29 protein-coding genes, 1 tRNA gene and 1 riboswitch are annotated in these 24,618 nt (G+C 59.9%); of the genes, 14 read left to right on the top strand and 16 right to left on the bottom strand.

Features of this window, described 5'->3' with window-relative positions:
• The coding region (locus FHR98_RS08075; RefSeq protein ID WP_322091229.1) for a hypothetical protein at positions 1-1,607 on the top strand (1,607 nt) is incomplete at its 5' end.
• A 57-nt stretch (positions 1,608-1,664) separates the two neighbouring features.
• Positions 1,665-2,633: a hypothetical protein gene (locus tag FHR98_RS08070; protein ID WP_221205783.1), complete on the top strand. Its 969-nt coding sequence runs from the start codon at positions 1,665-1,667 to the stop codon at positions 2,631-2,633.
• On the opposite strand, the gene FHR98_RS08065 is transcribed toward FHR98_RS08070, so the two are convergent.
• From FHR98_RS08065 to FHR98_RS08035, 7 genes are all read right to left on the bottom strand, one after another.
• Positions 2,620-3,090: a molybdenum cofactor biosynthesis protein MoaE gene (locus tag FHR98_RS08065; RefSeq protein ID WP_183416146.1), complete on the bottom strand. Its 471-nt coding sequence runs from the start codon at positions 3,088-3,090 to the stop codon at positions 2,620-2,622. The two genes, FHR98_RS08070 and FHR98_RS08065, sit on opposite strands and share 14 nt — an antisense overlap.
• A 5-nt stretch (positions 3,091-3,095) precedes the next feature.
• Complete coding sequence (gene moaD, locus FHR98_RS08060) at positions 3,096-3,347, bottom strand: molybdopterin converting factor subunit 1 (RefSeq protein ID WP_183416145.1); 252 nt, start codon at positions 3,345-3,347, stop codon at positions 3,096-3,098.
• On the bottom strand, positions 3,347-4,603 hold the full coding sequence (locus tag FHR98_RS08055; RefSeq protein ID WP_183416144.1) for a molybdopterin molybdotransferase MoeA: 1,257 nt from the start codon (positions 4,601-4,603) through the stop codon (positions 3,347-3,349). Before FHR98_RS08055 ends, moaD begins: the two co-directional genes overlap by 1 nt.
• 2 nt (positions 4,604-4,605) lie before the next feature.
• On the bottom strand, positions 4,606-5,124 hold the full coding sequence (mobB, locus tag FHR98_RS08050) for a molybdopterin-guanine dinucleotide biosynthesis protein B (protein ID WP_183416143.1): 519 nt from the start codon (positions 5,122-5,124) through the stop codon (positions 4,606-4,608).
• Between the two features lie 103 nt (positions 5,125-5,227).
• Positions 5,228-5,785 carry a CDP-diacylglycerol--glycerol-3-phosphate 3-phosphatidyltransferase gene (gene pgsA, locus FHR98_RS08045; protein ID WP_183416142.1) on the bottom strand — a complete coding sequence of 186 codons (558 nt, stop codon included), beginning with the start codon at positions 5,783-5,785 and terminating at the stop codon, positions 5,228-5,230.
• Positions 5,786-5,863: 78 nt separating this feature from the next.
• Complete coding sequence (rsmD, locus tag FHR98_RS08040) at positions 5,864-6,436, bottom strand: 16S rRNA (guanine(966)-N(2))-methyltransferase RsmD (RefSeq protein WP_183416141.1); 573 nt, start codon at positions 6,434-6,436, stop codon at positions 5,864-5,866.
• Positions 6,417-7,280 (bottom strand): pseudouridine synthase, encoded by an 864-nt coding sequence (locus tag FHR98_RS08035; protein WP_322091228.1) that lies wholly within the window; start codon positions 7,278-7,280, stop codon positions 6,417-6,419. The genes rsmD and FHR98_RS08035 overlap by 20 nt, the downstream gene beginning before the upstream one ends.
• A 161-nt stretch (positions 7,281-7,441) precedes the next feature.
• On the opposite strand from FHR98_RS08035, the gene FHR98_RS08030 reads away from it, so the two are divergent.
• Positions 7,442-7,876 (top strand): nucleoside deaminase, encoded by a 435-nt coding sequence (locus FHR98_RS08030; RefSeq protein WP_183416139.1) that lies wholly within the window; start codon positions 7,442-7,444, stop codon positions 7,874-7,876.
• Positions 7,877-7,887: 11 nt separating this feature from the next.
• Here FHR98_RS08030 and gluQRS read toward each other — a convergent pair whose 3' ends face one another.
• Complete coding sequence (gluQRS, locus tag FHR98_RS08025; RefSeq protein ID WP_183416138.1) at positions 7,888-8,742, bottom strand: tRNA glutamyl-Q(34) synthetase GluQRS; 855 nt, start codon at positions 8,740-8,742, stop codon at positions 7,888-7,890.
• A 38-nt stretch (positions 8,743-8,780) separates the two neighbouring features.
• Between gluQRS and FHR98_RS08020 the strand changes: the two genes are divergently transcribed.
• The 3 genes from FHR98_RS08020 (at position 8,781) to FHR98_RS08010 (ending at position 10,798) form a co-directional block, all read left to right on the top strand.
• The gene (locus FHR98_RS08020) at positions 8,781-9,416 is read left to right on the top strand and encodes a DNA-3-methyladenine glycosylase family protein (protein WP_183416137.1); all 636 of its coding nucleotides are present in this window, start codon (positions 8,781-8,783) and stop codon (positions 9,414-9,416) included.
• A gap of 27 nt (positions 9,417-9,443) precedes the next feature.
• Positions 9,444-10,124 carry an alpha/beta hydrolase gene (locus tag FHR98_RS08015; protein WP_183416136.1) on the top strand — a complete coding sequence of 227 codons (681 nt, stop codon included), beginning with the start codon at positions 9,444-9,446 and terminating at the stop codon, positions 10,122-10,124.
• Between the two features lie 119 nt (positions 10,125-10,243).
• Positions 10,244-10,798 carry an HNH endonuclease gene (locus tag FHR98_RS08010; protein WP_183416135.1) on the top strand — a complete coding sequence of 185 codons (555 nt, stop codon included), beginning with the start codon at positions 10,244-10,246 and terminating at the stop codon, positions 10,796-10,798.
• A 32-nt stretch (positions 10,799-10,830) separates the two neighbouring features.
• On the opposite strand, the gene FHR98_RS08005 is transcribed toward FHR98_RS08010, so the two are convergent.
• From FHR98_RS08005 to FHR98_RS07980, 6 genes are all read right to left on the bottom strand, one after another.
• Complete coding sequence (locus FHR98_RS08005; RefSeq protein WP_183416134.1) at positions 10,831-11,412, bottom strand: demethoxyubiquinone hydroxylase family protein; 582 nt, start codon at positions 11,410-11,412, stop codon at positions 10,831-10,833.
• The gene (locus FHR98_RS08000) at positions 11,409-11,933 is read right to left on the bottom strand and encodes a disulfide bond formation protein B (protein ID WP_221205782.1); all 525 of its coding nucleotides are present in this window, start codon (positions 11,931-11,933) and stop codon (positions 11,409-11,411) included. The genes FHR98_RS08005 and FHR98_RS08000 overlap by 4 nt, the downstream gene beginning before the upstream one ends.
• A gap of 32 nt (positions 11,934-11,965) precedes the next feature.
• Positions 11,966-12,547 carry a YqaA family protein gene (locus FHR98_RS07995; RefSeq protein ID WP_183416133.1) on the bottom strand — a complete coding sequence of 194 codons (582 nt, stop codon included), beginning with the start codon at positions 12,545-12,547 and terminating at the stop codon, positions 11,966-11,968.
• 154 nt (positions 12,548-12,701) lie between these two features.
• Positions 12,702-13,439 carry an ABC transporter ATP-binding protein gene (locus FHR98_RS07990; RefSeq protein ID WP_183416132.1) on the bottom strand — a complete coding sequence of 246 codons (738 nt, stop codon included), beginning with the start codon at positions 13,437-13,439 and terminating at the stop codon, positions 12,702-12,704.
• Positions 13,432-14,304 carry an ABC transporter permease gene (locus FHR98_RS07985; RefSeq protein ID WP_183416131.1) on the bottom strand — a complete coding sequence of 291 codons (873 nt, stop codon included), beginning with the start codon at positions 14,302-14,304 and terminating at the stop codon, positions 13,432-13,434. The genes FHR98_RS07990 and FHR98_RS07985 overlap by 8 nt, the downstream gene beginning before the upstream one ends.
• Positions 14,305-14,317: 13 nt before the next feature.
• Entirely contained in the window at positions 14,318-15,316 is a 999-nt protein-coding gene (locus tag FHR98_RS07980; protein ID WP_221205781.1) for an aliphatic sulfonate ABC transporter substrate-binding protein, read from the bottom strand.
• Here FHR98_RS07980 and FHR98_RS07975 point away from each other — a divergent pair.
• From FHR98_RS07975 to FHR98_RS07960, 4 genes are all read left to right on the top strand, one after another.
• Positions 15,306-15,485, top strand: a complete 180-nt coding sequence (locus tag FHR98_RS07975) for a hypothetical protein (RefSeq protein WP_183416129.1) — start codon at positions 15,306-15,308, stop codon at positions 15,483-15,485. The two genes, FHR98_RS07980 and FHR98_RS07975, sit on opposite strands and share 11 nt — an antisense overlap.
• Positions 15,461-15,539, bottom strand: a riboswitch (SAM riboswitch). (Overlaps the previous gene by 25 nt.)
• A 131-nt stretch (positions 15,540-15,670) precedes the next feature.
• A tRNA-Leu gene (locus FHR98_RS07970) sits at positions 15,671-15,757 on the top strand.
• A gap of 63 nt (positions 15,758-15,820) precedes the next feature.
• Entirely contained in the window at positions 15,821-16,021 is a 201-nt protein-coding gene (locus FHR98_RS07965; protein ID WP_183416128.1) for a hypothetical protein, read from the top strand.
• A gap of 1 nt (position 16,022) precedes the next feature.
• The gene (locus FHR98_RS07960) at positions 16,023-16,649 is read left to right on the top strand and encodes a class I SAM-dependent methyltransferase (protein WP_183416127.1); all 627 of its coding nucleotides are present in this window, start codon (positions 16,023-16,025) and stop codon (positions 16,647-16,649) included.
• 7 nt (positions 16,650-16,656) lie between these two features.
• On the opposite strand, the gene FHR98_RS07955 is transcribed toward FHR98_RS07960, so the two are convergent.
• Complete coding sequence (locus FHR98_RS07955; protein WP_221205780.1) at positions 16,657-17,418, bottom strand: aspartyl/asparaginyl beta-hydroxylase domain-containing protein; 762 nt, start codon at positions 17,416-17,418, stop codon at positions 16,657-16,659.
• 282 nt (positions 17,419-17,700) lie between these two features.
• On the opposite strand from FHR98_RS07955, the gene FHR98_RS07950 reads away from it, so the two are divergent.
• Together FHR98_RS07950 and FHR98_RS07945 are read left to right on the top strand one after the other, a co-directional pair.
• On the top strand, positions 17,701-18,174 hold the full coding sequence (locus tag FHR98_RS07950; RefSeq protein WP_183416126.1) for a MaoC family dehydratase: 474 nt from the start codon (positions 17,701-17,703) through the stop codon (positions 18,172-18,174).
• Between the two features lie 206 nt (positions 18,175-18,380).
• The gene (locus FHR98_RS07945) at positions 18,381-19,295 is read left to right on the top strand and encodes a dihydrodipicolinate synthase family protein (protein ID WP_183416125.1); all 915 of its coding nucleotides are present in this window, start codon (positions 18,381-18,383) and stop codon (positions 19,293-19,295) included.
• 4 nt (positions 19,296-19,299) lie between these two features.
• Here FHR98_RS07945 and FHR98_RS07940 read toward each other — a convergent pair whose 3' ends face one another.
• Positions 19,300-22,776 carry an indolepyruvate ferredoxin oxidoreductase family protein gene (locus tag FHR98_RS07940; RefSeq protein WP_183416124.1) on the bottom strand — a complete coding sequence of 1,159 codons (3,477 nt, stop codon included), beginning with the start codon at positions 22,774-22,776 and terminating at the stop codon, positions 19,300-19,302.
• A gap of 262 nt (positions 22,777-23,038) precedes the next feature.
• Between FHR98_RS07940 and FHR98_RS07935 the strand changes: the two genes are divergently transcribed.
• Together FHR98_RS07935 and FHR98_RS07930 are read left to right on the top strand one after the other, a co-directional pair.
• The gene (locus tag FHR98_RS07935; RefSeq protein WP_183416123.1) at positions 23,039-23,623 is read left to right on the top strand and encodes a LemA family protein; all 585 of its coding nucleotides are present in this window, start codon (positions 23,039-23,041) and stop codon (positions 23,621-23,623) included.
• 4 nt (positions 23,624-23,627) lie between these two features.
• A complete protein-coding gene (locus FHR98_RS07930; RefSeq protein WP_183416122.1) occupies positions 23,628-24,611 on the top strand; it encodes a DUF3137 domain-containing protein in 984 nt (327 codons plus the stop codon).
• The last annotated feature ends 7 nt before the right edge of the window (positions 24,612-24,618 follow it).

The raw sequence follows: 24,618 nt of genomic DNA, 5'->3' as shown, positions 1-24,618 counted from the left end.
CCACCCGCGCCGAGGAGGCCAAGGCCATGATGGCCGCCCTGGCGGGCGAGAAGGCCATCCGCGAGGAGAGCGTGCCCTCGCCATCCTTCGAGACGCCCTCTGCGAGGGCTCCTCAGGATGAAGGTGAGACGGAGAACAGCGAAGGGTTGAAGGCCCCTCACCCTGAGGGGCCTTCAACCCCGCGCCATAACCCTCACCCTGAGGGGTCTTCGACCCGTCGCAACAATCCTCACCCTGAGGAGGGGTCGAACGACCCCGTCTCGAAGGGTGGCGACGCTGGCAGCAGCGGCGCCGGTAGCCCCAGCCAAGCCGCAGCCAAACCGCAGGATGATCCAGTAAAAGCCGATCCGCCTCAGTCCGATCCACCGACTGACTTTGATGCGGAGCGCAACGAAGCCACCACCCAGGCCGATGCGCAAGAACGCGAAAGCGATCTGCAACCTTTCGGTGAGGCAACCCGCCGTAACCTCGAAGACGTAGAGCGGGCGCAGGCCGATTTGGAGCACCAACGCCAGCGCCAACGCGCGATCCTGGAACAATCGGCTGAGGAGCGTGACGACCCTGCGACGCGACCCCAACGTCAACAGGCCGTAGCGAAGGACATTGAGGAGGCCCAGCGTAACCTGGGTAAGGCCCAGGTAAAGGCTCGGGACGACATTTTGGAGCACATCTCACAGGGGAACATTGGCGATGAAGAGGCGTTTGGGGGGGCTCAGGCGATTTTCGGGAAAGACGCCCCCCCGACGCGCCAGGTAGCCATCGCGATCTGGGCCAAGAACAGCCAACAGGAGTCGTTCAGCAACCCGACGCGAGCGGGCGAGGCAGGTGATCTCATTGACGATCTACTCGGAAGAGCCGGAACCAAGGGCGATCTGAGTGATGAGGCTGTAGAGTTCTTTAATGACAAGCAGGAGAAACTCAACGAACTAAAGACACAGGCGGCCAGCGTGATCGAGGCGCAGGCCGAAAGCGACCGGCTGAACGGGGAAATTGACGCTCTGCGGCGCGACCTTATCGGAACTGGCGATCCCGGCAGGCGGACCAAACTTGAAAGGGAACTGAGTGAGAAGGCTGCGGCTCTTGGCGCGGCAAGCGACGCGCTTTCCAATACGCGCGATGTCTATGAGACGGCGGCGGCGGACTTCGGCAAGCTTCAGGCTGCGAATAATCTAGCCAAGCTGGTTGAGGCGAGCGATCCGCAAACCGCTCGCAACCAAGTACTCGACCTCGCCAAGGCCGTCCGCGATAATGTGGTCGGCGGCGGGATTGCTGGTGCGGCTATAGGGAGCTCCGGCGCAGGTCCGGCAGGGGGCGTGGTTGGTGGCGCCTTTGGTAGCTTCCTTGGCGTGGTGAGCGCGGTTACCGGCAACCTCGCTGCGCGCGCGGCTTTGAGTGCAGATGATCTGGAGGCCTTACCGAGGCTGCTTGCGGAAGACCCAAAGGCCGCGATCGAGGTCATCGACAAGATTGGCGATGCGGAACTGGTTTCGCTGCTTGCGGGCAGTTTGGTGGGGGGCATCTCCACAACAAGCCGGAGCGGCTTTAGCATTATTGATGCCTTGGCCGGAGCGAGTGCGGCCAAAGTTTCCGAAAAACTCTTCAAGTAGGACCGCTCTTGGCATGGTCGCTTGAGGTCTTGTGGCGCTTCTGAAAAATTGCAAAGCATGATGAGTTTTTCTACAGTTCATCGCATGGTTATCAGGAACTTTCTAAAAGCCTACAGAAATACCATCATCAAAGCTGGGCTCGCGGCCTTGGTCGTGACACAGGTTCAGTATTTGCCGCTTTACTGGTGCCTTCTGACCGATTGCAACTATGGCGACTACCTCAGGCCGGAGGAGGTCGCACCAGCGCCCGAGCTTCTCACACCTTGGCCGCCGATCCTGGGGCCAGGGACGGTGCCAGGCGCAGATTTGCCCCGCCTCACCCGCGCCGAGCTCAAGCATTTCTTCTTCCCGGAGGATGTGGAGGAAGGTTCTTCCAGGCATGAGCCGGAGCGCTTCGGCCTGGTCACAAGACGCTTCGACAATGGGCCGATAGGGATACGAAACTCTGGTGAAGGCAGAGAAGCTGACACCTACTTACTAGACCTTTATGAACGGATACGCAGCGCTGTGCCTGCACTGCCAGAGGCTTATGATAAGCATGCTGCCTTTAAATTGCGGAACAACTCACCAAACAATGCAGGGATCAGCGTCTATTCCGCCTTGAAGGAGCGAAAACCGAAACGGCGAAGCGGCGTATGGAATCCGTTCCTTTCGGGCGAGATCGGCAAGCGCATGATCGCCCAGGGCTGCAGCGCCTATCCAGCGTTCTATGCCACGGAGTACGCCTGGACCGGAGAGGGCGCTATGTCGCCCGCTCAGAGATACCGCGTGCATCAGGGCTTCATCGGCATCTTTCACCGCCTGGGGGAGCCGACGGTGGAACACTGCCTGTTTCGCGCGCTGATGGTGACGCTGGGGCTGCACCCGACCGAGGAATTTTTCTTCAAGGAAGGGCCGGTAACCCCGGAGGAACAGGCCAAGGCTCTAGCCGCCCTGGCCCTGCTCTACGACCCGGCCATCACCCCCGGCCTGGACGAATGGACCTTCGTCCAGACACTCCTCAATAACGACCTCATCGATCCTTGATGGGGGCTTCCTTGCGCCAGCGCTGGACGGCGGCGTCGTCGCTGTCGCGGGCTTCCACCCAGGCAGCGCCGGAGCCCTTATCCTCCAACTTCCAGAAGGGGGCTTGGGTCTTCAGCCAATCGATCAGGAAATGGCAGGCCTCGAAGGCGGCTTCCCGGTGCGGGCTGGCGGTGGCCACCAGCACGATCTGGTCGCCGGGCTCAAGGCGGCCGTAGCGGTGAATGATGAGGCTTGCTTCCAGGGGCCACCGGTCCTTTGCCTCGGCCTCGATCTTAGCCAGCATCTTCTCGGTCATGCCGGGGTAATGCTCCAGCGTCATCGCGGCGATACCTTCGCCGCTCGCCATATCGCGCACAAGGCCCACGAAAACGCAGAGTCCGCCAATCCGATGATTGCCAGCCGTCAGGGCCGCCATTTCCCGGCCAAGGTCGAAGTCCTCCGCTTGTACCCGGATCATGGGCCTCAGCCTCCTGTGACGGGGGGGAAGAGCGCGACTTCGTCACCGGGTTTCACCGGATCGCTCTCGCGGGCGTAGTCCTGGTTGACGGCGACGCGAATGGCCGCCCGGTCGGCCAGTGCATCGGCAAAACCCGGCCCACGCCTTTCCAGCCAATCGAGCAATGCGCCCACGGTTGCCACTTCCGGCGGGGGAGCGATCTCCTCCTCGCCAATCCCAGTCTTCTGTCGGAGCCAGGCAAAATAAAGCAATCTCATCACGGCATAACCTCACTGAAGGGCAGAAAGTCTACCATGGTTCCCGGCGCCAGCTCGGTCACATCCTCGCCAAGCTCGACCAACCCGTCGCTCTCCACCATCGAGGAAAGAATGCCGGCACCCTGGCGCGGGAATTTGGACGCCGCCCAACCGCCGTCGGGCAGGGGGCTGAGCGTCGCGCGCACCCATTCGCGCCGGTCTACTTTCTTCTTGTGTGTGAAATCCGCCCGCACCTTGAAGCGGCGCGCCGTCACGTCGCGGGCGCCCATCAGGCCCAACAACAGGGGGCGCACCACGTTTAGGAAGGTCACCATGACGGCGACCGGGTTACCCGGTAGACCGACAAAGGGTACGACGCCGACCTGTCCAAGGGCGATGGGCCGCCCCGGTTTGATCGCCAAGCGCCAGAGGTGCAGCTTGCCCAGATCCTCGACCGCTTGCTTCATGTGATCCTCCTCACCGACTGATACGCCTCCCGAGGTGACGATGACATCGTGACTTTTTGCCGCAACCTCCAGGGCATCGCGAATCACGGCATGACGATCAGGCAGGATGCCAAGGTCGGTGATCGTGCAGCCGAGTCCCTTGAGGAGGCCCAACAGCGTGAAGCGGTTGGAATCGTAAATTGACCCTGGTTCCAACGCCGTCCCGGGTTGCCGCAATTCGTTGCCGGTGGAAAAAAGGGCGATGCGAAGAGGCCGGTAAACCTTCAAGGCCGTGTTGCCGGCCGCAGCAGCCTGACCCAGGTCCTGAGCGCGTAGCCGCTGCCCGGGAACTAGAACCTGCGAGCCGGCCTTAATGTCCTCCCCCGCCCTGCGGCTGTTCGCGCCCTTCTTGATTCCCGGTGCAATAATCACCGTGTCGCCCTCCAGGCGGCAGTCTTCCTGCATCATCACGGTGTCGGGGCCCTCGGGCAGCGGCGCGCCGGTAAAAATGCGGATCGCTTCGCCGGGCTTTGCCGCACGCCCGAGCGATGTGCCCGCTGCGACGCGCCCGGTGACCGGCAGGCGGGTTTCCCGATCGGCCGAAAGATCGGCGTGGAAGACGGCGTAGCCATCGACAGCCGAGTTGGCGTGGGGCGGCACATCAAAAGCACAAACAAGGGGTTCGGCCAGGATACGCCCCAGACAGTCCGCAAGCGGTTGAACCTCGCTGTCGCAGAGAACGACGCTGCGTTCGGCGATGGCCGACAACGCTTCTGCTAGTGGCATCAACCGCCCGCCGTGAGCAAAGCAATCATCGCTGAGCTGCGCCATCGTCAGGCAACCCCTTCCTTGCGCAATGTCAGGCCCTGGTGTGTCAGGATGAAGTCGGCGATGGCTGACACATCATCCAGGTCCAGAACCGGAACCGACAGGCCGTCCAAACGACTGTCGCTGGCCACGGCAACGACTTGCGGGTCTTCCGGTTGTAGCAGCGGTTTGCCCACGCCGGGACGATGAACTTCGAGCTTGGGATGGCTTTCCCGCTTAAAGCCTTCGATCAACAGCAGGTCAACGGGGGTCATTTGGGCGACCAGATCCTTGACGGTGGGCTCGGGCGCGCCGCGATGCTCATGCATTAAAGCCCAGCGCTGCGCGGAGGAAACCATGACCTCTGCCGCGCCTGCCTGGCGATGCTCGTAGGAGTCCTTGCCGGGTTTGTCCACATCGAAAGCATGGTGGGCGTGTTTGATGGTGGAAACGCGGTATCCACGGGACACCAGTTCGCCAAGCAGCTTAACCATCAGGGTCGTTTTGCCGCTGCCGCTCCATCCGGCGAGACCAAAAATCTTCAAGTCCTGCTGCCTCCTGTTGCTGTTGCGCTTTTCACGCTCTTGCCTAGAAAGAAGGTTGCTGGAGTCAAAATGTCAATCGCTACAGTGGTCTGAAAGCTAGGCCTCACGCGGCCCGAAGGTAGCGGATGGCGCGGCGCAGGTAGTCGCCACCTGTAATGACGGTAAGCAGCGTTGCGGCCCAGAGCAGTAGAATTCCGACGCCGTTGACGAAGCCCAAGGCAGGCAGGCCCGGGGCCAGAATAATCGCGCCTTGCGCGGTCATTTGAAGGCCTGTTTTCCACTTTGCCAGTTGGCTGACAGGCAGAGCGACAGCCTTTTGACCGAGATACTCCCTCAGGCCGGAGACCAGCAGTTCGCGGCCCAGAATCAAGAGTACCGGGATCAAGTTCCAGTCGATAAGGCGGTGGTCGGCAACCAGCATGATCAGGACGGCGGCAACCAGCATCTTGTCGGCGATGGGATCGAGGAACTTTCCAACGGCTGAGACGGAGCCAAGCTTTCTCGCGAGATAACCATCCAGCCAATCCGTCAGGGCTGCGGCAAGATAGAGTAAAAAAGCCAACCACGCGGCCCAAACCCCGGGCGTCACGATCAACACGGCCAGCGGAACGATGGCGGCAATGCGCGCGAGTGTCAGGTGATTGGGGAGCCTGCTTGCCATCGTGCCGATCTTACCTTTACGCCTTTTGGTTCTAGCTACGTCACTCGTGTCTTCGAGTCTGTCTTAGCACAAGGATGTTTACGGTTCATCCGCCTCGTATTGAAATAGGGTCAGCCTTGCGTTTCCGTAATGGCGTTCGTCGATTTGCGTATATCCGGCCGGTGCTTCGAAGTCCTCATTACGGGCGGTTTCAAGAGAAATCAACGCACCGGGTGCTATCCACCCGGCGGCGGCAAGTGCCTTGAAGGCGGGTTCCGCCAATCCGGTCCGGTAGGGCGGATCCAGAAAGAGGATATCACAAGGCTGGACTGCGCGCGGTGGCGACAAAATGTCCGCGGGCACCACACGGGCCCGACTGCCGAGATTCAGGGTCGCGAGATTGCGGCGCAGCACCGCCAAAGCATCGCGGTCCTTTTCCAGGAAGAAGGCCTCCGCCGCACCCCGTGACAGGGCCTCGATCCCCAGTGCGCCGCTGCCTGCGAAGCCATCCAGGACCCTGGCGCCGGCCAGGGGATTGCCGTTCCGCGCGACGCGGCCTTGAGTCAGGATATTGAAAAGCGATTCACGAGCGCGGTCGGAGGTTGGACGTACACTTCTACCCTCCGGCGCCTCCAGACGTCGTCCCTTTAACTCACCGCCGACGATTCGCATTCTCTTCCGTCCTGGGTTTACGTCGGGCTTTCTGCAACGGGCGGTTGGCGCGCGGTTTGGCTTTCGCAAAGCCGGTACGGTCCTTGATCGGTTCGCCGATGCCCATTTGATCGCGCAGCACGCCGCGCGGCACCTCCGAAACAGCACCGCGCGTCAGGTTGCCCAGTTGCAAAGGCCCATAACTGGTGCGGATCAGGCGGTTGACCATTAAGCCCAGATGCTCCAGCACCTTGCGAATCTCGCGGTTCTTTCCTTCGCGCAGGCCCATGGTCAACCAAGCGTTGGATTCGGTCTTGCGTTCAAGTTTCGCGTCGATCGGACCATAGGAGAAACCGTCGATTGTCAGGCCGTCCTTCAAGGCGGCCAAGCGGGCTTCGTCAACCGTGCCGAAGACGCGCACCCGATAGCAACGCAACCACCCGCGGCTCGGCAGCTCCAGGCTTCGCTTAACCTCACCGTCGTTGGTCAATAACAGCAGGCCTTCGGTGTTGAGGTCCAGGCGTCCGACCGGTTGTAAGCGCGGCAGCCCAGAGGGCAGAAGATCATAAATTGTGCGGCGCCCCAATTCGTCGCGCGCGGTTACCACCACGCCAGCGGGCTTGTGAAAGCGAAACACGCGCGGCCGCTCGGGTGCGGGCAGGGGGCGGCCATCGACGGTGATGCGATGGTCAGCGGTCACGTCGAGCGCCGGACTAAGAACCGTCTCCCCATTGACCGTAACACGGCCCTCGGCGATCCAGGCTTCCGCCTCCCGGCGCGAACAGAGTCCCGCACGGGCAATGGCCTTGGCGAGGCGCTGCTTGCCGGATTTTTCTGGTTGAATTTCCTTGTCCTCGGACGCCATGGGAATTACGGGCCTTTTCCGGTTCATGTGGCTTGGCAAGCCAGGGTCGGCCGCAGGCCGCACTCTAGGGGTGCCCTCTCTACGAGGCAAGCCGCTTTGCCTTGACGGGCCGGGGAGAAACAGCGAGCTTCGCCGATGTGATGCTGAGCTTACGCGACAAAATGGAACTGGCATTGGACGAGGCGCGCCAAGCCGCAAAGGCTGGAGAGGTGCCGGTGGGCGCAGTCTTGTTTGATCGGCGCGACGGTTCCGTGTTGGCCGTGGCTCACAACCGGGTGGAACGTGATCATGATCCGACGGCGCATGCCGAGATGCTGGCCATCCGAAGCGCCGCAAAACGGCTGGGCTCCAAACGTCTTATCGACGCGGAGCTCTTCGTGACCCTGGAGCCCTGCCCGATGTGCGCGCAAGCCATTTCGTTTGCTCGCCTGGCGCGGGTTGTCTTTGGTGCCTACGACCCGAAGGCTGGTGGAGTGGAGCATGGCCCCCGTATCTTCGATCAGCCAGGCTGCAATCACCGGCCGGATATCGTGGCGGGCGTTCAGGAGAGTCAATGTGGGCTTTTGTTGAAGGATTTTTTCCAGGCCCGGCGTTGAACCGGCCTTGCTCAGTCGGGAAAACCTGCCAGGGCCCGCACCTCGGCAGACGATCTCCCAGCTTCGCGTAGTGCGCGCAAAGTCATTGCCGCATCGCGTTTTGCCAGCCGCCGACCGCCGTCGTCCAGCAGAAGCCCGTGGTGATGCCACTCAGGGACCGGCAGCTCCAACAGGGCCTGCAACAGGCGGTGGATCGCAGTGGCGGGCATCAGGTCTTCGCCGCGCGTTACGAGCGTGACGCCCTGCAACGCGTCATCCAGCGTGACCGAAAGATGGTAGCTCGTCCTGATATCCTTGCGCGCCAGAACCACATCACCCAGTGCTAAGGGATCGGCTGTCTGCCGTCCGCGGCTCATGTCACGCCATTCCAACGGTCCGACCTCCGCTGCGGCGCGCTCGACATCCAGACGCCAGGCGTGGCCTTCGCCACGTGCAATCCGGTCGCGGCGCTCACGGCCATCCAAATGGCGGCAAAGGCCGGGATAGAGCTGCCCTTCGGGACCATGCGGTGCGCCGCCGGCGCGGGCGATCTCTTCTTCTATCTCTTTGCGTGTGCAGAAGCAGGGATAAAGCAGCCGCCGTGCGGCCAATTGCTCCAACGCCTCCCAGTAGTCGTCCAAATGCTCCGACTGACGGCGTACCGGGGTTTCCCAGGTTAGACCCAACCACGCCAAGTCCTGATAGATGGCGTCTACGAACTCCGAACGGCAGCGGGTGACGTCGATATCCTCGATCCGCAGGAGGAATCGTCCCTCAGGCCCTGCAGCGCGCTGCGCGAACAGGGCGGCGTGGGCGTGGCCAAGGTGCATCAGGCCCGTCGGAGAGGGCGCAAAACGGGTCACGTGGCGGATTTTGCTTCCTGTCATGGGATGCGCGTAGCCGAGACAGGCGATAAAGTCCAGCCATGACCAACGAAGCCAAGCAAGATGAGACGCAGCGCTACGCTCTGGAAGCGCTGGCGAAAAAGGATGAAAAGCTCGCGTCTGCCTACGCGCTTTGTGGCCTGCCGCCGCCGCCCGGTCATGAAGCGGGGCTGGCGGGCCTCCTGCGGATCGTCATGGCACAACAGGTTTCTGTGGCCTCGGCCCGGGCCATTATCGCCCGCCTGGAGGAGGCCAGTCCCGGATTGAAGGCCGAAAACCTGATCCATTTTGATGAGACGAGGTTGCGTGGCCTCGGGTTGTCGCGCCAGAAAGCCGTGTACTTGCGCGGCTTGGTGGCGATGGTGGAAGGCGGGGAATTGGATTTCCGGCACCTGGTCGAACTGGATGACGAGGCCGCCATAGCCTACCTGTGCCGCGCCAAGGGAGTTGGGCGCTGGACGGCGGAAATTTACCTGTTGTTCAGCCTGGGACGGCCGGATGTCTTTCCGGCCGGAGATCTCGCTTTGCAAGTCGCCATGCAGCGCTTGCTGCGCATGCGTGAACGTCCTGATACCAAAAAGGCGGCGGCGGTTGCCAAGCGGCGCTGGCGTCCCTACCGTGGCGCGGCGGCGCGCTTCCTGTGGCATTTATATCGCCATCCGGGGTTGCCTGATTGAGTTAACGAGAGTTCGGAAAGGGTGGTTATGGCGTTAAAGGAACTGGATGGACCGCGTGCGGAACCGGCTTCGGGAGGGCCGGCGAAATCCCTGGTGATTTTCCTGCATGGCTTGGGTGCGGACGGCAATGACCTGATAGGCTTGGCTCCGTTGCTCAGTCAGGTGCTGCCAGATACGGCCTTCGTTTCGCCCAATGCGCCAGATCCATGCGATATGGCGCCGAGCGGTTACCAATGGTTCAGCCTTCAGGACAGATCGTCGGGTCAGGTTCTCTCCGGCGTTCAGGCGGCGGCACCTCAGTTGGAGGCCTTCATCGCGCGTGAAGCCGAGCACTACGGTCTTTCGCTTGGCTCTGTGGCTCTGGTCGGGTTCAGCCAGGGCACGATGATGAGCCTTTATGTTGCGCCGCGTCTTGCCGAGACCGTGGCCGGGGTCGTTGGCTACTCAGGAGCGCTGGTGGCGCCGGAACGTTTGCCGCAGGAGATCAAAGTTCGGCCGCCGATCCTGTTGATACATGGTGACGCCGATCCGGTCGTCCCCTCCGCGGCTTTGACGGCGGCAACCCAGGCGCTGCTTTCCATGCAGTTCAAGGTCATGTCGGACCTGCGCCCTGGTCTGGGACATTCCATCGACGAGGAAGGGTTGAGCCTGGGCGCGGCCTTCTTGCGTCAGGTTCTGGTGGAAGGAGGTTTGCCGGAAAAAACGTAAGCGGCGTTCTTTGACGGTTAGATGAAGAATTCGATGACGAAACCACAATATCTTGTAGCTCTATCGTGGATAAGGTAAGAGTTTAGGGAAGTTGTTGCGAAACGCGGGGCCTGGACGACATGCACGTCGATCGCTTTCAAACGCTGGTGCTGAATGCGGATTTCAGGCCGCTGAGCTATTTTCCACTGTCTCTTTGGGGTTGGCAGGATGCGGTCAAGGCGGTTTTTCTCGACCGCGTGAACATCATCGCCGAGTACGAGCACGAGATTCATTCTCCCAGTATCAAGATGCGTCTGCCGAGTGTGATCTCACTACGCGAGTACGTGAAGATGGATCGCCGTCCGGCCTTCACCCGCTTCAATGTGTTTCTGCGAGACGGTTTTACCTGCCAGTACTGCGGTGACCGGTATCATGCCGAGTGGCTGACGTTCGATCATGTGATGCCACGCTCACGCGGCGGCCGGACGACCTGGGAGAACGTTGTTGCCGCCTGCCAAAGCTGTAACCTCGTAAAGAGCAACCGGACGCCTGAGGAATGCGCCATGCCGGTCCTGCGACCGGCCCGTGTGCCTACTGCCTATGAGTTACAAAAGAATGGGCGGAGGTTTCCGCCTAATTTTTTGCATGAAAGCTGGAATGACTACCTGTATTGGGACAGCGAACTGGAAGACTGAACCAGTTGGATCAATGCCTTATTTCTACAAGCTCAAATCTTTTGCGATAGCCAGATCGCGAGCCGCGACCCAGCCTTGATGGCGCCGGTCAGCAACGTATAGCCCGGCGCTTCTTCCGCGCCTTCCTCAAGGCCGATATCGCGGTGTTCGAGTTCTTCTTTACGAAACTTCTCGATTGTCGCCCTCAACGGCGCTTCCTCCTTGTTGCCGGAAAGTGCATCGGCTTGGGCTGCGTAATGCTCGTCGATGGTTTCTTCGATTGCGACCGTGCAGGCCATCGCGGCTTTCTCGCCCAACAGCGCGGTGCCTGCACCTAGGAGGAACCCGGCGACATGCCAGACCGGCTGCAACGCCGTCGGTCTGACGCGCCGTTCCAAGATAAGCCTGTCGAAGGTGTCCAGGTGCTCTTTCTCCTGTTCGTACATTTTCCGAATCAGCGGCCCGCTGCTGCTGTCTCCCAAGACCGCCAATTGTCCCTCGTAGATTCGCCGCGCGCCGTACTCTCCGGCGTGATCGACGCGGATCATGCCGGCGACTTCGTCCTCCGGCAGAGGATCGCCTGGCAGGTAGCGCCGCCTTTTTGATGCGGTACGCGTTGTTTTCGCCGCAGTCATTGTTTCGTCTCCCGCTTCAAGCTCCGCGCTGCCACTGCCGCGCCCAGGAACGCCACGGGAGCCATAATCATGCTGGCGATGAAATTGTAACCGGCCATGGAGATGCCGAACAGCGACCAGACGACCTCGTCGCAGGGAACCACCTTCTCACGCCCCAGAATCGCATCTTTCAATTGATCGATCGACATGTCGGTGCTGATGGCCGTGGAACTGCAGCCGGGCAGGCCTTCCCACCACTTCTGCTCCACTCCGACATGGAATCCCGCCATGAGGGCGCTGATATCGAGGATCAAACCCAGTGATAAAAGGACTGCTAGAAGGGCGACACCCTTGGGCTTCACGCCCAAGGCTACGAGCGTTATGGCGATCACCAATCCATGTGGGATGCGTTGATAGAGGCACAGTTGGCAAGGCTCCAATCCGCCGATGTACTGAAAAGCATAGGCCCCCCCTAAAAGCAGGGCGCTGCCGTACAGTAGCAATGCCAGGAGCATCCGTGGCGATATGGCGGTCATCTGCATTGTCTGGCCTTCTCCTGTCGCCTCTTATTGCCCTAGAACAAGTATTTGATGGTGATAAAGCCGCCGATCAATAGTGCAAAGCTGCCGATGGCCACGAGTCCGAGGTAACGCTCGACGAAGGCGCGGACCGGTGGTCCAAAGTACCAGAGAATTGCTGCTTCCAAAAAGAACCGTGCACTGCGCGAGACGATCGAAGCCGCCAAGAAGATCGCCAGATCCATCTGCGTTAGGCCGCTGGCAATGGTGAAGACTTTGTAGGGTAGGGGCGTGAAACCGGCGCTCGCAACAATCCATAAGCCCCACTCGTTGTAAGCGTCCTGGAACTTAGCGAAGGCTTCGTTATAGCCGTAAAAATCCAACAAGGGCTGGCCGATGCTATCGAACAGGAAGAAACCGATCGCATAGCCGAACAGGCCGCCGAGCACCGAGAAGATGGACGCAATCAGCGCGACCCGCCAGGCCCGGCGTCGCTCTGCAACGATCATTGGTACGATCAGCGCGTCAGGCGGGATGGGAAAGAAGGAACTCTCGATGAAGGAAACAACGGCCAGCACCGTCATGGCATTCCGGCGGCCCGCCATATCCAGCGTCCAGTCGTAGAGTTTCCTCAGCATTGCGCCCTTTTGCCCCCTTGGCCGGATACGGTTCAAGCGCCCGCGAATAATGGGGGCTCTTTTCCTCGTTCCCTGCTATCAGGCCGCAAGACCGGGAGCAAGCAAGAACACGGAAGCCGATAGGATGCCGCGTCCTTGTTTGCGCCCAAAGGGGTCAGGAAAGATTCAGCGTGCCCGCGAGGTGACGCTTGAGGGATTGGACCTCGGCGCTTGCGCGGTCGCGGGGTCGTGGCAAGTCCACCTCGATCACCTCGGCCAGGCGGCCGGGTTGTCCGCGCAGCACGGCGATCCTGTCGCTCAGGACGACGGCTTCCTCCAGGTCATGGGTCACGAACACCATCGTGAAGCGGCCCTTTTCCCAAAGGCTGAGGAGGTGATCCTGGAGCTTGTCCCTGGTGAAGGAATCCAGTGCCGAGAAAGGTTCATCCAGCAGCAGAATCTTCGGGTGCCGGGCGATGGCCCGGGCGATGGCGACACGCTGTGCCATGCCGCCGGACAATTGCTTTGGCAACTGCTTTGCAGCGGCGGCCAGCCCCACTTGAGAGAGCGCTTCGTCGATCAGCCTGTCCTGTTCTTCGGGAGGCAGGTCAAGCAGGGCGAGCCTCACGTTTTCGCGGACTGTCAGCCACGGCATCAGGCGCGGCTCCTGGAAAACCATGGCGATGTCCGGATTGGGGCCGGTGACCGGTCGGCCGGCGATGGAAACTTCCCCCTCGCTGGCGTTGTCCAGGCCCGAGAGAATGCGTAGAAGCGTTGATTTTCCACAGCCGCTGGTACCAACAAGACTGACGATCTCGTGCTCTGCGACACTCAAGTCGAGCGTGTCGAGCGCCAGGCGCGGCGGCCCTTCGGGGGCCGGGAAGGTTTTGCTGACGGCGTTGATTTCAAGCATTTCCCTGGCCCTTGTTCATACCGGAAAAGGAATCCTGCCAAGCAAGCAGGGGGCGGGTAAGCATGGCCAGCAGGCCATCGGTTGCCTTGCCCGCGAAGGCGAAGAGCAACAAGCTTCCGACGATGATGGAGGGATGCCCCGTCATCTGCCCGTCGATCATCAAGAATCCGAGGCCCTCGGATGTTCCCATCAACTCCGCCGCAATGACGAACATCCATCCCAAGGCTAGCCCGGAGCGCAGGCCGACGACATAGGACGGCAAGGTCGAGGGGACCAGAATGTAGCGAAGCTGCTGGAACCGGGAGAGGCGGTAGATACGTCCGACTTCGACCAACTTTCGGTCGCTATCCTGAATGGCGCTCATCAGGTTGAGATAAACCGGGAAAAATACACCAACGGCAATGAGTGCGATCTTGGGGGTCTCGAAAATGCCAAACCAGAGAATAAACAGAGGGACCCAAGCCAAGGACGGAACGGCCTTCAATCCCTGGATCGTCGGATCAAGGAGCTCGCGCGCCAAATTGGACGCACCAGCCAAGGCACCCAGGATCGTTGCCGCGAGCACGCCGACGCCGAAGCCCCAGGCGACACGCAGGCTGGTGACCCAGAGATGATTGAACAACTCGCCGCGCTGCCAGAGATAATGCAGCTCCTCCACGACCGCGGTCGGCGAGGGTACGAGGTGTGCGGCAAAAACGCCCAGTCGGCTCAGAACCTCCCAGGCCAACAGCAAAAGCAGGGGAACGACGAGCCCCTTGCCGCGTTTCAGCAGCCCGGCTGTTGCCCCCTTGGGGAGGCTGGCAGCGACGCCTTCCAGCGTCGCTGCCTCAACCGGGCGCCGTCGAATGAGGTCGACCAGCGCCATTCCTTTATCTCCCTTATTTGGCCGCAAGGTTGACGATGAAGGAGGAGTCGATCAGATCGTCGACCACCTGCTCCACGTTCACTTCCGGCTTCAGCACGCCGATGCCCTGAAGAACTTTGGCTGTCTCAAGGAAGGTCGTGCGATGCTCGGCGCCGATAACCGGGTTGGTGATATCGGTACGCTCGCTCAGCTGCTTATCGGCGACTTCGTCCGTCAAACGGGCTGCTTCGACCAGAACTTCACGCAGTTCCTCGGGATGCTCCAAGGCATAGCGACGGGTCCGCTCGTAGATACGCAGGACACGTGTCACGAGATCGGGATGCTCGTCGGCGAAGGCCTCACGGACGTTCAGGATGCCGTAGGTGTTCAGGTCCGGTGCGCGGAAGAAAAGTTTGGCGCCTGATTCCAGCTCGGCTTTGGCCATGTGTGGGTCGAGACCGGCCCAAGCATCAACCTGACCCTTTTCCAGGGCAAGATAGCCATCGGGGTGCTGCAGCAGGACGGTTTTGATGTCGCTCTCGCTCAATCCCTCAGCCGCCAGCGCGCGCAGCAAGAAGATGTGCGGGTCGGTGCCACGGGTCACAGCGACACTCTTGCCTTTCAAATCGGCGACCGTCTCGATGCCGGAGTCCGGCTTGGTCACCAATGCCGTCCACTCCGGCTTTGAATAGACATAGACCGCCTTGATGGGAATGCCGTTGGCACGGCCGACCACGGCCGCGGAGCCAGCCGTGGAGGCGAAATCGGCACTGCCGCCGTTGAGGAACTCGAGCGCCTTGTTAGAGCCTAGGCTGAGCAGCCAGCGGACATCGATATCGTCCTTCGCAAACTCTTCTTCCAGCCAACCCTTTTTCTTCAAGAGAAGGGCCACCGGGTTGTAATAGGCATAATCTACCGTGACCGTTTCCGGTTTTTCCGCGGCGGAGACGTTGAAGGGAGCAACGGCGGCAATACCCAAAGCGACTGCCGCGCCGGTAAGTGTCTTGAGGAAGGTTCGTTTCGTGGTCGTCATGATCATCTACTCCTTTGACTTGACTGGCGACCTAAGCGGACGCCGTTTCGGTTTCACCGAGGTTCCGCTTGCCAAGTCAGGAGTACCGATCGTTTGCGATATCGTGCCGGTAAAAACAAAAAAGACCCGGCGCTTGCAACGGCGGCGGGTCCTGGCCCGCTCGCTTTAGCAGTATTTTTTAAGCGCCCCGCAAGCTGAACCTCAAATCGGCGCTGTGAAGAGAGTTAAGATTATACGCCTGCCCACTGTCAACCATAAAAATAACACAAAAAAATATTGTAAATAAATTAGCATCTTTCGGTCTTGCGCGAGACGGGGATGAAGCTAATATGCGCCGCGATCCCCACGCACCCTGCCCGGGTGGCGGAATTGGTAGACGCACCGGACTCAAAATCCGGCGGTAGTGATACTGTGCGAGTTCGAGTCTCGCCCCGGGCACCAAAACTTCATGACCCAATGTGAAGTGAGAAAAAATATGTGGCGACAACGCCATTTGGGGGAACCATGTCTTATTGGTGGGCCATTGGTCTTTACGCGCTTACCTATGCCTTGCCAACGCTGGCAATAGGATTTCTCATCGTCATTCCCGGGTCCTGTATCGACGGGTTCAATGAAATGACCATCGGCTTCGTGGGCGTGGTTTTGGGCGCATTGCCGCCCTTTCTGTTGCTTTTGCGGCAAACACGAAAAGCTACGGTTGCCTGAGATGCAGCGGATCTATCGGTTCATCAACGCCAACGCGCGACGGCCGCGCGGTTTGATGGGGCGTTTTCTCGGATGGCTATGGGCTTGGGAATCCCGAGCAATCAATGACAAGGCTATCGCTCTCTTGGATCTGGAGTCAGGCGATTGTCTTTTGGAGATCGGCTTCGGGCCGGGCGAGACGATCCGCCGGGTTCTTGCAAGGTATCCAGGGTTGAGGGTTATTGGTATCGAATCATCGGACCTCATGCTGAAGCTTGCCACGGCACGAAACGAGGATGCCATCTCAGACGGCCGTTTGAGCCTGCGCAAGGGCGCTTCCGGTGTCGTTGCGGAGTTAGGAGAGGTCTGCACGCATGCGCTGCTCGTGCATTGCCTCTATTTTCTTGATGATTTGCAGCAGACCTGTGAGCGCCTTTCGGGCGCACTCAAATCCGGTGGCGTTCTGGTGATTGCCGCAGTGGTGACGGATGCCGAAATACCGGCAAGATTCATGACGCCGGCTTACAATTTCCGAAGCACCGCTGAAATTCTGGCGGCGCTTGAGACAGCCGGAATGCATGCCGAGGTTCACCAGGACGAGGGGGGAACCCACGGGGCGCTACGGTGGTTCCGTGCCACCAAGCCATGATCATCCGCTATCGGTGCAGCGCTTCGAACTCTTCGACATTTCGGCGAGCGGATTGGACGAAGGGGCTCATCCTGACACCGCCCAGGAACAGATCGGCCGCCAGCTTTCCAGGGTAGGAAACCGGCCTTTTGAAATGCAGCAGCAGTACGATCCGCTCCTCGTCGGTTCGGTTGTGGACCTCATGGTAAAAGGTATCGTCGAAAACGATGGCCTTGCCAGCCTCCCAGGCAAGTGTTTGATCATCGACCTGAATGGTACAATTCTGCCGGTCCCTTGGAACCATCAACCCTAGGTGACAGGTTAGGATTGCCTTGGTGACGCCTTTGTGGCGAGGGATGACGGCCCCGGGTGCCAGAACAGAAAAGAAAGCCGAATTGAGGCCGGGAATCTGCTCGACGATTCGCGTTGTCTCCGGACAGCGCGCGCAGTTCTGATGCATCTTGTAGCCATATCCCCAGAGGAAGAACGTCCGCCACTTGTTGTCGGTAGCTATACGATAATGGTCTGGGGAAATTTCCTGCAGGCTAGGCAGCGGCGTCCGCTTCTCCACGATGTCGGCTACTTCCTGCCGAATGAGTTTCCAGTTGGCTTCAAGATCCTTAGTGAAGCTGAACACTCCCGGTTCAAAGACCGGGTGATCACCCACTATGGAATCTCTCGCGATCCAGCGATTGAAGGCAGGGCGCAATTTCTTACCCACGCGCACGATCGCAGATTGCTTTTCCTTCTTCGTAGACGTCGGATCGGCTGTCATCTTCTGCGCCGCCATGGATTTTTTCCTTTCGCAGTCGATCTTGCATTCCATGAAGGACCAGGCATTGTCCCATCTCAGTCATTTGAGTGCAATTATAGCGGCGCCGGATGACAGGACTTTGATCTGGGTCATATCGGTGAGGAGAGAAGCGCGCGGCACCGACACTGGGCTGAAGTCGATATTGCTATTGCACTGCATCGCCGCAAAAGTTCCCTTGCTATCGATGTAATTCTATCATTAAAGTTGCACTGCAACAAAATTTGCTGCGACGCAATGATAGTGATTGAGGGATAGAGAATGCAGGAACTGCACGGATACTACATTGAGGACTTGGAGCCCGGCATGAGCGCGATCTACGCGAAGACCGTGACGGAAGCGGATATCGTGATGTTCGCCGGTCTCTCGGGCGATACGAACCCCGTGCACCTGAACCAAACCTTTGCCGAGGGCACGATGTTCAAGGAGCGGATCGCCCACGGCATGCTCTCCGCCAGCTTCATTTCCACCGTGCTTGGTACGCGGCTTCCGGGCCCAGGCTGCATATATCTGAGCCAGACACTGAACTTCAAAGCGCCGGTGCGTATTGGTGACACTGTGGTGGCGCGTGTGACGGTTCGCGAGGTCAACCGGGAAAAGAAACGCTTGGTCGTCGACACCGTTTGCACGGTCGGCGATACACAGGTTTTAGACGGCGAAGCCAAGCTGATGGTAGCCAGCCGAGCCAAATTGGCGCCCGGCAATGAAACAGCGGCCGTGGTTGCCGCAGAGTAATCAGCGGCCAAAGCGGCAAGCATTTGCAGATTTAGAGCGCCTGGACCGGCGCTCTTTTTCGTTCTGGAGCCTGCATGGTCTCCAGAAGATTGTTAGCAGGCCCATGGGTTTTCCGTGACGATCCTCCGGCGGCGGGTGTATCTTGCAACTATCCATTTTGTAGGCTGTATTTGTACGCGATAACCATCCTCTAGGAGATTAGCCGAATGGCCCAGCATGCGCCCTTTTCCGGCGTTCTTTCGCCGGTACTTACCCCCTTCGATCGGAATCTGAACCCGGACACGGATCGCTTTGTCGACTTTTGCAAGCGTCTGTTGGCAGAAGGCTGCAATGGCCTGGCTGTGTTTGGAACGACCAGCGAGTCGAACTCGTTGGGGGTGGATGAGAAGCAAGCGCTGCTTGAGGCTCTGGTGGCAGGCGGCGTCGACCCTGCGGCCTTGATGCCCGGTACCGGGTTGTCGGCCCTTACGGAAACGGTGCGCTTGACTAAAGCGGCCGTTCACGCGGGCTGTGGAGGTGTGTTGCTGTTGCCGCCTTTTTATTACAAAGCCATCAATGACGAGGGGCTGTTCACCTACACCAGCGAGGTCATTCAGCGGGTCGGCGATAGCCGCCTGAAGATATACCTCTATCATATTCCGCCGGTCGCCGTTGTTGGTTGGAGCCTGCCGCTGATCGAGCGTTTGATGAAGACCTATCCCGAGACGATCGTGGGTTTGAAGGATTCCTCAGGCGATTGGAACAACACGAAGGCGGTGCTGGATGCCTTCCCCGGATTTGGCGTCTTCTGCGGGTCGGAGATTTTCCTGCTGGATACCTTGAGAAACGGTGGCGCCGGTTCGATCACGGCGACGGCCAATATCAACGCCCGGGCGATACGCCATCTCTACGATCACTGGCAGGATTCCAACGCGGACGCGTTGCAGGCGGGAGTCACGGCTTTCCGCAAGGCACTTCAGCAAAAGCCGGCGATCCCGGCGATGAAAGCTCTGCTGGCCCACGCCGAAGGCCAGGAAAGCTGGCGCGCCGTGCGGCCGCCGCTCCAAGCCCTGAACGCAGAGGAAGGTCGTCAGCTTGCAGAGGCGCTCAAACCTTTTGGACTAGCCGCCGCGGCCGAGTAGGCGGCTACTCGGCGGCGCTGGCGGTTGCTTGCGGGTTCTCCAGCGCCTTGAGCAGTTCGGTCTCGCGCGCCTTGGCCTTCTGGAAATTTGCTTCCTTGATATGCCCGAAGCCCCGAATCTGGTCGGGAATTTGAGCAATCTCGACCAGGAGTCCGAGGGTCTCCGGACGGAGATTCTTAAGGAGTGTCTTTTCGACCTGGCTCAGATAATCGTCGCGAAGCTTGCGCTCCTGACGGCGTTCTTCGCTGCGCCCGAAAATATCGAGCGGCCCGCCGCGCAATCCTTTAAATTTGGCCATAATTTTGAAGGCTTTGAGAATCCAGGGGCCGAATTCCTGCTTGATGAGATGCCCGGTCTGGGGGTCGCGTTTGGCGAACAGCGGTGGCGCCAGATGCAGGGTCAGCGTGCCGCCGTCTTCGAACTGCTCCTTAAGCGCCGCTTCGAAACTGCCGTCTGTATAGAGGCGGGCGACTTCATACTCGTCCTTGATGGCCATGACCTTGAAGGCATAGCGTGCGACGGCGTCACTTAGGGCTTCGCTACCCGGCACGGCATCACGTTCGGCTGCCCGAACCTTCGCCACTAAGGTACGATAACGCGTCGCGTAAGCCTTGTTCTGGTAGGCCGTCAAGAAGGCGGTGCGCCGCTCGATCACCTCATCCAGGGTCTCGCTGAGCTTGCGATCGGGGATTTCACGTTCGGGCTTGGCCAAACGCATCACCGCGTCCCGATCGTGCGCCATGCGGCGGCCCCAGAGGAAGGCCTTGCGGTTGAAGGCGATAGCGACGCCATTCAGCTCGATGGCTTGATCGATGGCCTCGGCGCTGACAGGAACCAGCCCCTTCTGCCAAGCATAACCCAGCATGAAGAGATTGGCCGCGATCGAATCACCCAGGAGCGCCGTGGCAACCTGCGTCGCGGGCACGAATTCAGAAGCCGTCTCGCCGGTCGCCTCGGCAATCAATTCGTGCAGTTCCTTGCCGGGGACGCGGAAGTTCACGTCGTGGGTGAAGGCTCCGGTGATGGTTTCCTCGGTATTGACGACGGCTTGCGTGAAGTCGCTGCGCATCTTGGCACGCACATCCGAAGAAGCGGTCGTGACCAGGTCGCAGCCGACGATCAGATTGGCGCCACCGGCAGCGATGCGTACCGCCTGGATGTCCTCCGGCTTGTTGGCGATGCGTACGTGTGTCGTTACCGCGCCGCCCTTCTGCGCGAGCCCGGTTTGATCGAGGATCGAGCAGCCTTTGCCCTCGATGTGCGCTGCCATGCCGAGCAGGGCGCCGATGGTCACGACCCCCGTCCCACCGATGCCGGTTACAAGGATGCCGTAAGGCTCGCCAATAATCGGCAGCGTCGGTTCGGGGAGAACCTCCCAGACGTCCTCGGCGGTGGTTGCGGCTTTGCGTTTGCGCGGCTCGGCGTCATGCACCGTCACGAACGAGGGGCAGAAGCCCTTGACGCAGGAGTAGTCCTTGTTGCAGCTCGATTGATCGATGCGCCGTTTACGTCCGAACTCGGTTTCCAGCGGCGTGACGGATACGCAGTTCGATTTGACGCCGCAATCGCCGCAGCCCTCGCAGACCAACTCGTTGATGAAGACGCGCTTCTTGGGATCGGGGAAGGTGCCGCGCTTGCGGCGCCGACGCTTCTCGGCAGCGCAGGTCTGGTCGTAGATAATCGCCGTCACGCCGGTCATCTCACGCAATTCGCGCTGAATGGCATCCAGGTCATCGCGATGGCGCAGCGTCGTGTTGGCGCCCCAGGCGACGCCGACCGGATACTTCTCCGGTTCATCGCTGACCACGACGACTTTACGCACACCTTCGGCGGCGATCTGCCGGGAGATGATCGCTGGGTCCAGGGGGCCATCATGCTGCTGCCCGCCGGTCATTGCCACGGCATCATTGAAAAGGATCTTGTAGGTCATGTTGACCTTGGCCGAGACAGCCGCTCGGATGGCTAGAAGACCCGAGTGGAAATAGGTTCCGTCGCCCAGATTCACGAAGACATGCTTGGTCTTTGAGAAAGGCGCCTGACCGATCCAGGAAGCCCCTTCACCGCCCATCTGGGTGAAGGTTTCGTTGTCCCGGTTCATCCAGATCGACATAAAATGACAGCCGATGCCCGCCAGTGCGCGGCTTCCTTCCGGCACGTTGGTCGAGGTGTTGTGCGGGCAGCCCGAACAGAAGTAGGGCGTGCGCTCCATGGGCGCCTTGTGGGCCTCCAGCGCGGCTTCCTTCTCCTCAAGAAACTTCAGGCGCCTGTCGATGCGTTCGCTCTTGTAAAAGCGTTCGATGCGCCGCGCGATCACGCGGGCGATCAGCGCCGGGGTCAGTTCACCATGGGAAGGAAGCTGTGGCTTCCCGGTCTCGTCGAACTTTCCGATCACCCGGGGGCGCACGTCCTCGCGCCAGTTGTAGAGTCGCTCTTTGACTTGGTTTTCCAGCAGCGCGCGTTTTTCCTCGACCACCAGAATTTCGTCCAAACCTTCCGCAAAGCTGCGGAGGCCCTCGCGCTCAAGTGGCCAGACAAGGGCGACCTTATAGAGCGAGAGGCCAAGCTCGGCGGCCAAATCGTCATCGATCCCCAAATCGTCCAGCGCCTGCTGCACGTCCAGATACGACTTGCCGGTCGTGACGATGCCGAAGCGGCGTTTGGGGCTGTCGATCACGCGGCGATCAAGCTTGTTAGCGCGTGCAAAGGCGAGCGCTGCGTAAAGCTTGTAACGCATCAGCCGCTCTTCCTGCTCCAGTCGCTCGTCGGGCCAACGGATGTTCAGGCCTTCCGGCGGCATTTCCACGTCCTGAGGCAGCACGATCTTCACGCGCTGCGGGTCTACGTAAACACTGGCCGAGGAATCAACGGTTTCGGCGATGGTCTTGAAGCCGATCCAGCAACCGGAAAAGCGGCTCATCGCCCAGCCATAAATGCCCAGGTCCAGGAATTCCTGCACGCCCGCCGGGTTCAGGACCGGGATCATGGCGTCAACGAAGGCGTATTCACTCTGATGCGCGACTGTCGATGATTTGGCGGTGTGATCGTCACCGGCAAGCAGCAGGACGCCTCCGTGCTTCGCCGTTCCGGCGTGGTTGCCGTGTTTGAAGACATCCCCCGAACGGTCAACACCCGGTCCCTTGCCATACCACATGGCAAAGACGCCGTCGTAGTTGAAGTCGTTGAAGATATCGCCTTGCTGGCTGCCCCAGATGGCGGTGGCGGCCAAATCCTCGTTGACGCCCGGCTGGAAGTAGATGTGATTTTTTTCGACGAAAGGTTTGGCTCGGTGCAACTGCTGATCGACCGCGCCCAACGGCGACCCGCGATAGCCAGAGATGAAGCAAGCCGTGTTCAAGCCCGCTGCCAGATCGCGCTGGCGCTGCATCATCGGCAAACGCACCAACGCCTGTGTCCCGTTCAGGTAAACCCGGCCGGTTTCCAGCTCGAACTTGTCATTGAGTGAGACCGCTTGCAACGCCATCCCGTCCGTCCTCCCGTTCAGCAAAAACTTCATCGCCGTCTTCTCGAGCGATTCTTCTCCGCCGCTCTGGGAAGATTCGAGCCTCTTGCAAGATGTCGGTAAAGGCAACCTCTCATGCAAGATAAGATTATAGGTAAGCAATGCTGACCTATTTGGCAAGATTATTCTTGCTGTGGTCTGAGTGACAGGCAGACGGGGCTATTCGCAGCCTTTACGGGTTGTTACCCTTGGCGGGCCGATTGATTGAGGGGGGAAAGACCGCATGGATTCGACCGTCACTTTCTTGATCGTTCTAGCTGTCGCGGCGCTGATTTTTTACGGCCTCTACGTGAAGGTCATTTCGACTCGGAACAGGGCCCTAGAGGCCTTGGCATCCATCGATGTGCAATTGCGTAAACGTTACGATTTGCTGCCCAACGTTTTGAAGCTGGCGGCGCGGTACATGGAACACGAGCGCGATTTGTTGAATGAGGTCACGCGGTTGCGGAGTCGGTTCCAGGAAACCGAGCGCCCGAAAAGCGGCGAAGCGGCTGCGGAGCACCTGGGCGTTGTTCAAGCTCTGGAAAAGCAGGTCGGGCGCCTAATGATACAAGTGGAGGCCTACCCGGACCTAAAGGCGGAAAAGCCTATCCAGGAAGCCATGATGCAGTTTTCAGAGGTCGAGGGGCATATATCGGCGGCACGCCGGTTCTATAATTCGGCGGTAACGGATCTCAACAACCTCGTACAGATTTTCCCAACATCAATGATCGCGGGCTGGGTAAAGGTTAGCGAGATGCCTTACTACGAGGTCGAAGAAGAAGCCGTTCGCCAGCCCATTGATGCGGACGATTACTTGAAGAGGTGAAGGGGTGCCACAGGATGACGCCGAAAGCCGGTCATTCGATGTGTTGGGGCCGAGGTTCGCGGGGTTCGAGGACTTCTGGCGGCGTGAAATTGAGCCAAATCTGGATGCACAGAATCGAAAGCGTCGGCAAAGTCTCGCAATAATCGGCGTTTCACTGCTGATCGGTGGCGCGCTTGGCGTTGCCAGCTTTCTCTCGACCGATGAGATGCAGGTGATCAACCCAATGCTGATTGTTCCCGCGATCCTGGTCGGTGGGATCGGCTGCGGTTGGGCTGCCAGACGCTTGGCCGACAGCGAAGGCAGTTTGGTGACGGCGATCTTTGGGTACCTGGATCTCGACTACAGCCGTGTGGCTGGCGTATTTCCCCTGGACCGCTTCAGGGAGTTGGGGATCCTGCCATCTTATGACCGGTCTAAACTTGAGGACCGGGTGCGGGGTCAGCACGCAGGCGTCGCGTTTGATATCGCCGAGGCGTATCTGGAGGAAAAGCGCACCCAGAATACCAAGAATGGCACCAAGACAACCTATGTTACGGTCTTTGACGGGCTGTTGATCCGCTGTGGGTTCTTGAAGCCTTTCTCGACGCGTGTGCTGGTCAAGCGCGATGCGGGCTGGTTGGCCGGTGCGCTGAGTGGGCTGTTCGGCGGTGGCGATAAAGTACGGTTGGAGGATCCGCGTTTCGAAGAGGTTTTCGAGGTGTACTCGAAAGACCAGGTCGAGGCGCGTTACCTCCTGACGCCGCTTTTCATGGAGCGGCTCCTGGCACTGGATCGGCGCTTCGGCGGCGGGCAAATGGCCTTGGCCTTCGAAGGCCAGGAAGTTTGGATCGCCCTGCGGCAAGCTGGAGATTCTTTTCGACTAGGGAGCCTCTGGCGCGGCTACAGCCGTGCGAGCGTCGCCGCGTTCTTGAAGGGGCTGGCGGAACTTTTCCTCCTAATCGAGGAAATCAACGCACGCGGGTCGATTTCAAGCGGCCCGCGTGCCTGACTCGTCG

Origin of the sequence: Limibacillus halophilus (genome assembly GCF_014191775.1) — a bacterium.
Classification (GTDB): Bacteria; Pseudomonadota; Alphaproteobacteria; order Kiloniellales; family CECT-8803; genus Limibacillus; species Limibacillus halophilus.
Note: the sequence above shows the minus strand (reverse complement) of the source record. Positions and strands in the feature narration are given on the sequence as shown.

What these genes read in the sequence shown, in the direction of transcription:
- FHR98_RS08070 (WP_221205783.1), top strand. Translation starts at nt 1,665, where the DNA reads ATGATGAGTTTTTCTACAGTTCATCGCATGGTTATCAGGAACTTTCTA.
- FHR98_RS08065 (WP_183416146.1), bottom strand. Translation starts at nt 3,090, where the DNA reads ATGATCCGGGTACAAGCGGAGGACTTCGACCTTGGCCGGGAAATGGCG.
- moaD (WP_183416145.1), bottom strand. Translation starts at nt 3,347, where the DNA reads ATGAGATTGCTTTATTTTGCCTGGCTCCGACAGAAGACTGGGATTGGC.
- FHR98_RS08055 (WP_183416144.1), bottom strand. Translation starts at nt 4,603, where the DNA reads ATGGCGCAGCTCAGCGATGATTGCTTTGCTCACGGCGGGCGGTTGATG.
- pgsA (WP_183416142.1), bottom strand. Translation starts at nt 5,785, where the DNA reads ATGGCAAGCAGGCTCCCCAATCACCTGACACTCGCGCGCATTGCCGCC.
- rsmD (WP_183416141.1), bottom strand. Translation starts at nt 6,436, where the DNA reads ATGCGAATCGTCGGCGGTGAGTTAAAGGGACGACGTCTGGAGGCGCCG.
- FHR98_RS08035 (WP_322091228.1), bottom strand. Translation starts at nt 7,280, where the DNA reads ATGGCGTCCGAGGACAAGGAAATTCAACCAGAAAAATCCGGCAAGCAG.
- FHR98_RS08030 (WP_183416139.1), top strand. Translation starts at nt 7,442, where the DNA reads ATGGAACTGGCATTGGACGAGGCGCGCCAAGCCGCAAAGGCTGGAGAG.
- gluQRS (WP_183416138.1), bottom strand. Translation starts at nt 8,742, where the DNA reads ATGACAGGAAGCAAAATCCGCCACGTGACCCGTTTTGCGCCCTCTCCG.
- FHR98_RS08020 (WP_183416137.1), top strand. Translation starts at nt 8,781, where the DNA reads ATGACCAACGAAGCCAAGCAAGATGAGACGCAGCGCTACGCTCTGGAA.
- FHR98_RS08015 (WP_183416136.1), top strand. Translation starts at nt 9,444, where the DNA reads ATGGCGTTAAAGGAACTGGATGGACCGCGTGCGGAACCGGCTTCGGGA.
- FHR98_RS08010 (WP_183416135.1), top strand. Translation starts at nt 10,244, where the DNA reads ATGCACGTCGATCGCTTTCAAACGCTGGTGCTGAATGCGGATTTCAGG.
- FHR98_RS08005 (WP_183416134.1), bottom strand. Translation starts at nt 11,412, where the DNA reads ATGACTGCGGCGAAAACAACGCGTACCGCATCAAAAAGGCGGCGCTAC.
- FHR98_RS08000 (WP_221205782.1), bottom strand. Translation starts at nt 11,933, where the DNA reads ATGCAGATGACCGCCATATCGCCACGGATGCTCCTGGCATTGCTACTG.
- FHR98_RS07995 (WP_183416133.1), bottom strand. Translation starts at nt 12,547, where the DNA reads ATGCTGAGGAAACTCTACGACTGGACGCTGGATATGGCGGGCCGCCGG.
- FHR98_RS07990 (WP_183416132.1), bottom strand. Translation starts at nt 13,439, where the DNA reads ATGCTTGAAATCAACGCCGTCAGCAAAACCTTCCCGGCCCCCGAAGGG.
- FHR98_RS07985 (WP_183416131.1), bottom strand. Translation starts at nt 14,304, where the DNA reads ATGGCGCTGGTCGACCTCATTCGACGGCGCCCGGTTGAGGCAGCGACG.
- FHR98_RS07980 (WP_221205781.1), bottom strand. Translation starts at nt 15,316, where the DNA reads ATGACGACCACGAAACGAACCTTCCTCAAGACACTTACCGGCGCGGCA.
- FHR98_RS07965 (WP_183416128.1), top strand. Translation starts at nt 15,821, where the DNA reads ATGTCTTATTGGTGGGCCATTGGTCTTTACGCGCTTACCTATGCCTTG.
- FHR98_RS07960 (WP_183416127.1), top strand. Translation starts at nt 16,023, where the DNA reads ATGCAGCGGATCTATCGGTTCATCAACGCCAACGCGCGACGGCCGCGC.
- FHR98_RS07955 (WP_221205780.1), bottom strand. Translation starts at nt 17,418, where the DNA reads ATGGCGGCGCAGAAGATGACAGCCGATCCGACGTCTACGAAGAAGGAA.
- FHR98_RS07950 (WP_183416126.1), top strand. Translation starts at nt 17,701, where the DNA reads ATGCAGGAACTGCACGGATACTACATTGAGGACTTGGAGCCCGGCATG.
- FHR98_RS07945 (WP_183416125.1), top strand. Translation starts at nt 18,381, where the DNA reads ATGGCCCAGCATGCGCCCTTTTCCGGCGTTCTTTCGCCGGTACTTACC.
- FHR98_RS07940 (WP_183416124.1), bottom strand. Translation starts at nt 22,776, where the DNA reads ATGGCGTTGCAAGCGGTCTCACTCAATGACAAGTTCGAGCTGGAAACC.
- FHR98_RS07935 (WP_183416123.1), top strand. Translation starts at nt 23,039, where the DNA reads ATGGATTCGACCGTCACTTTCTTGATCGTTCTAGCTGTCGCGGCGCTG.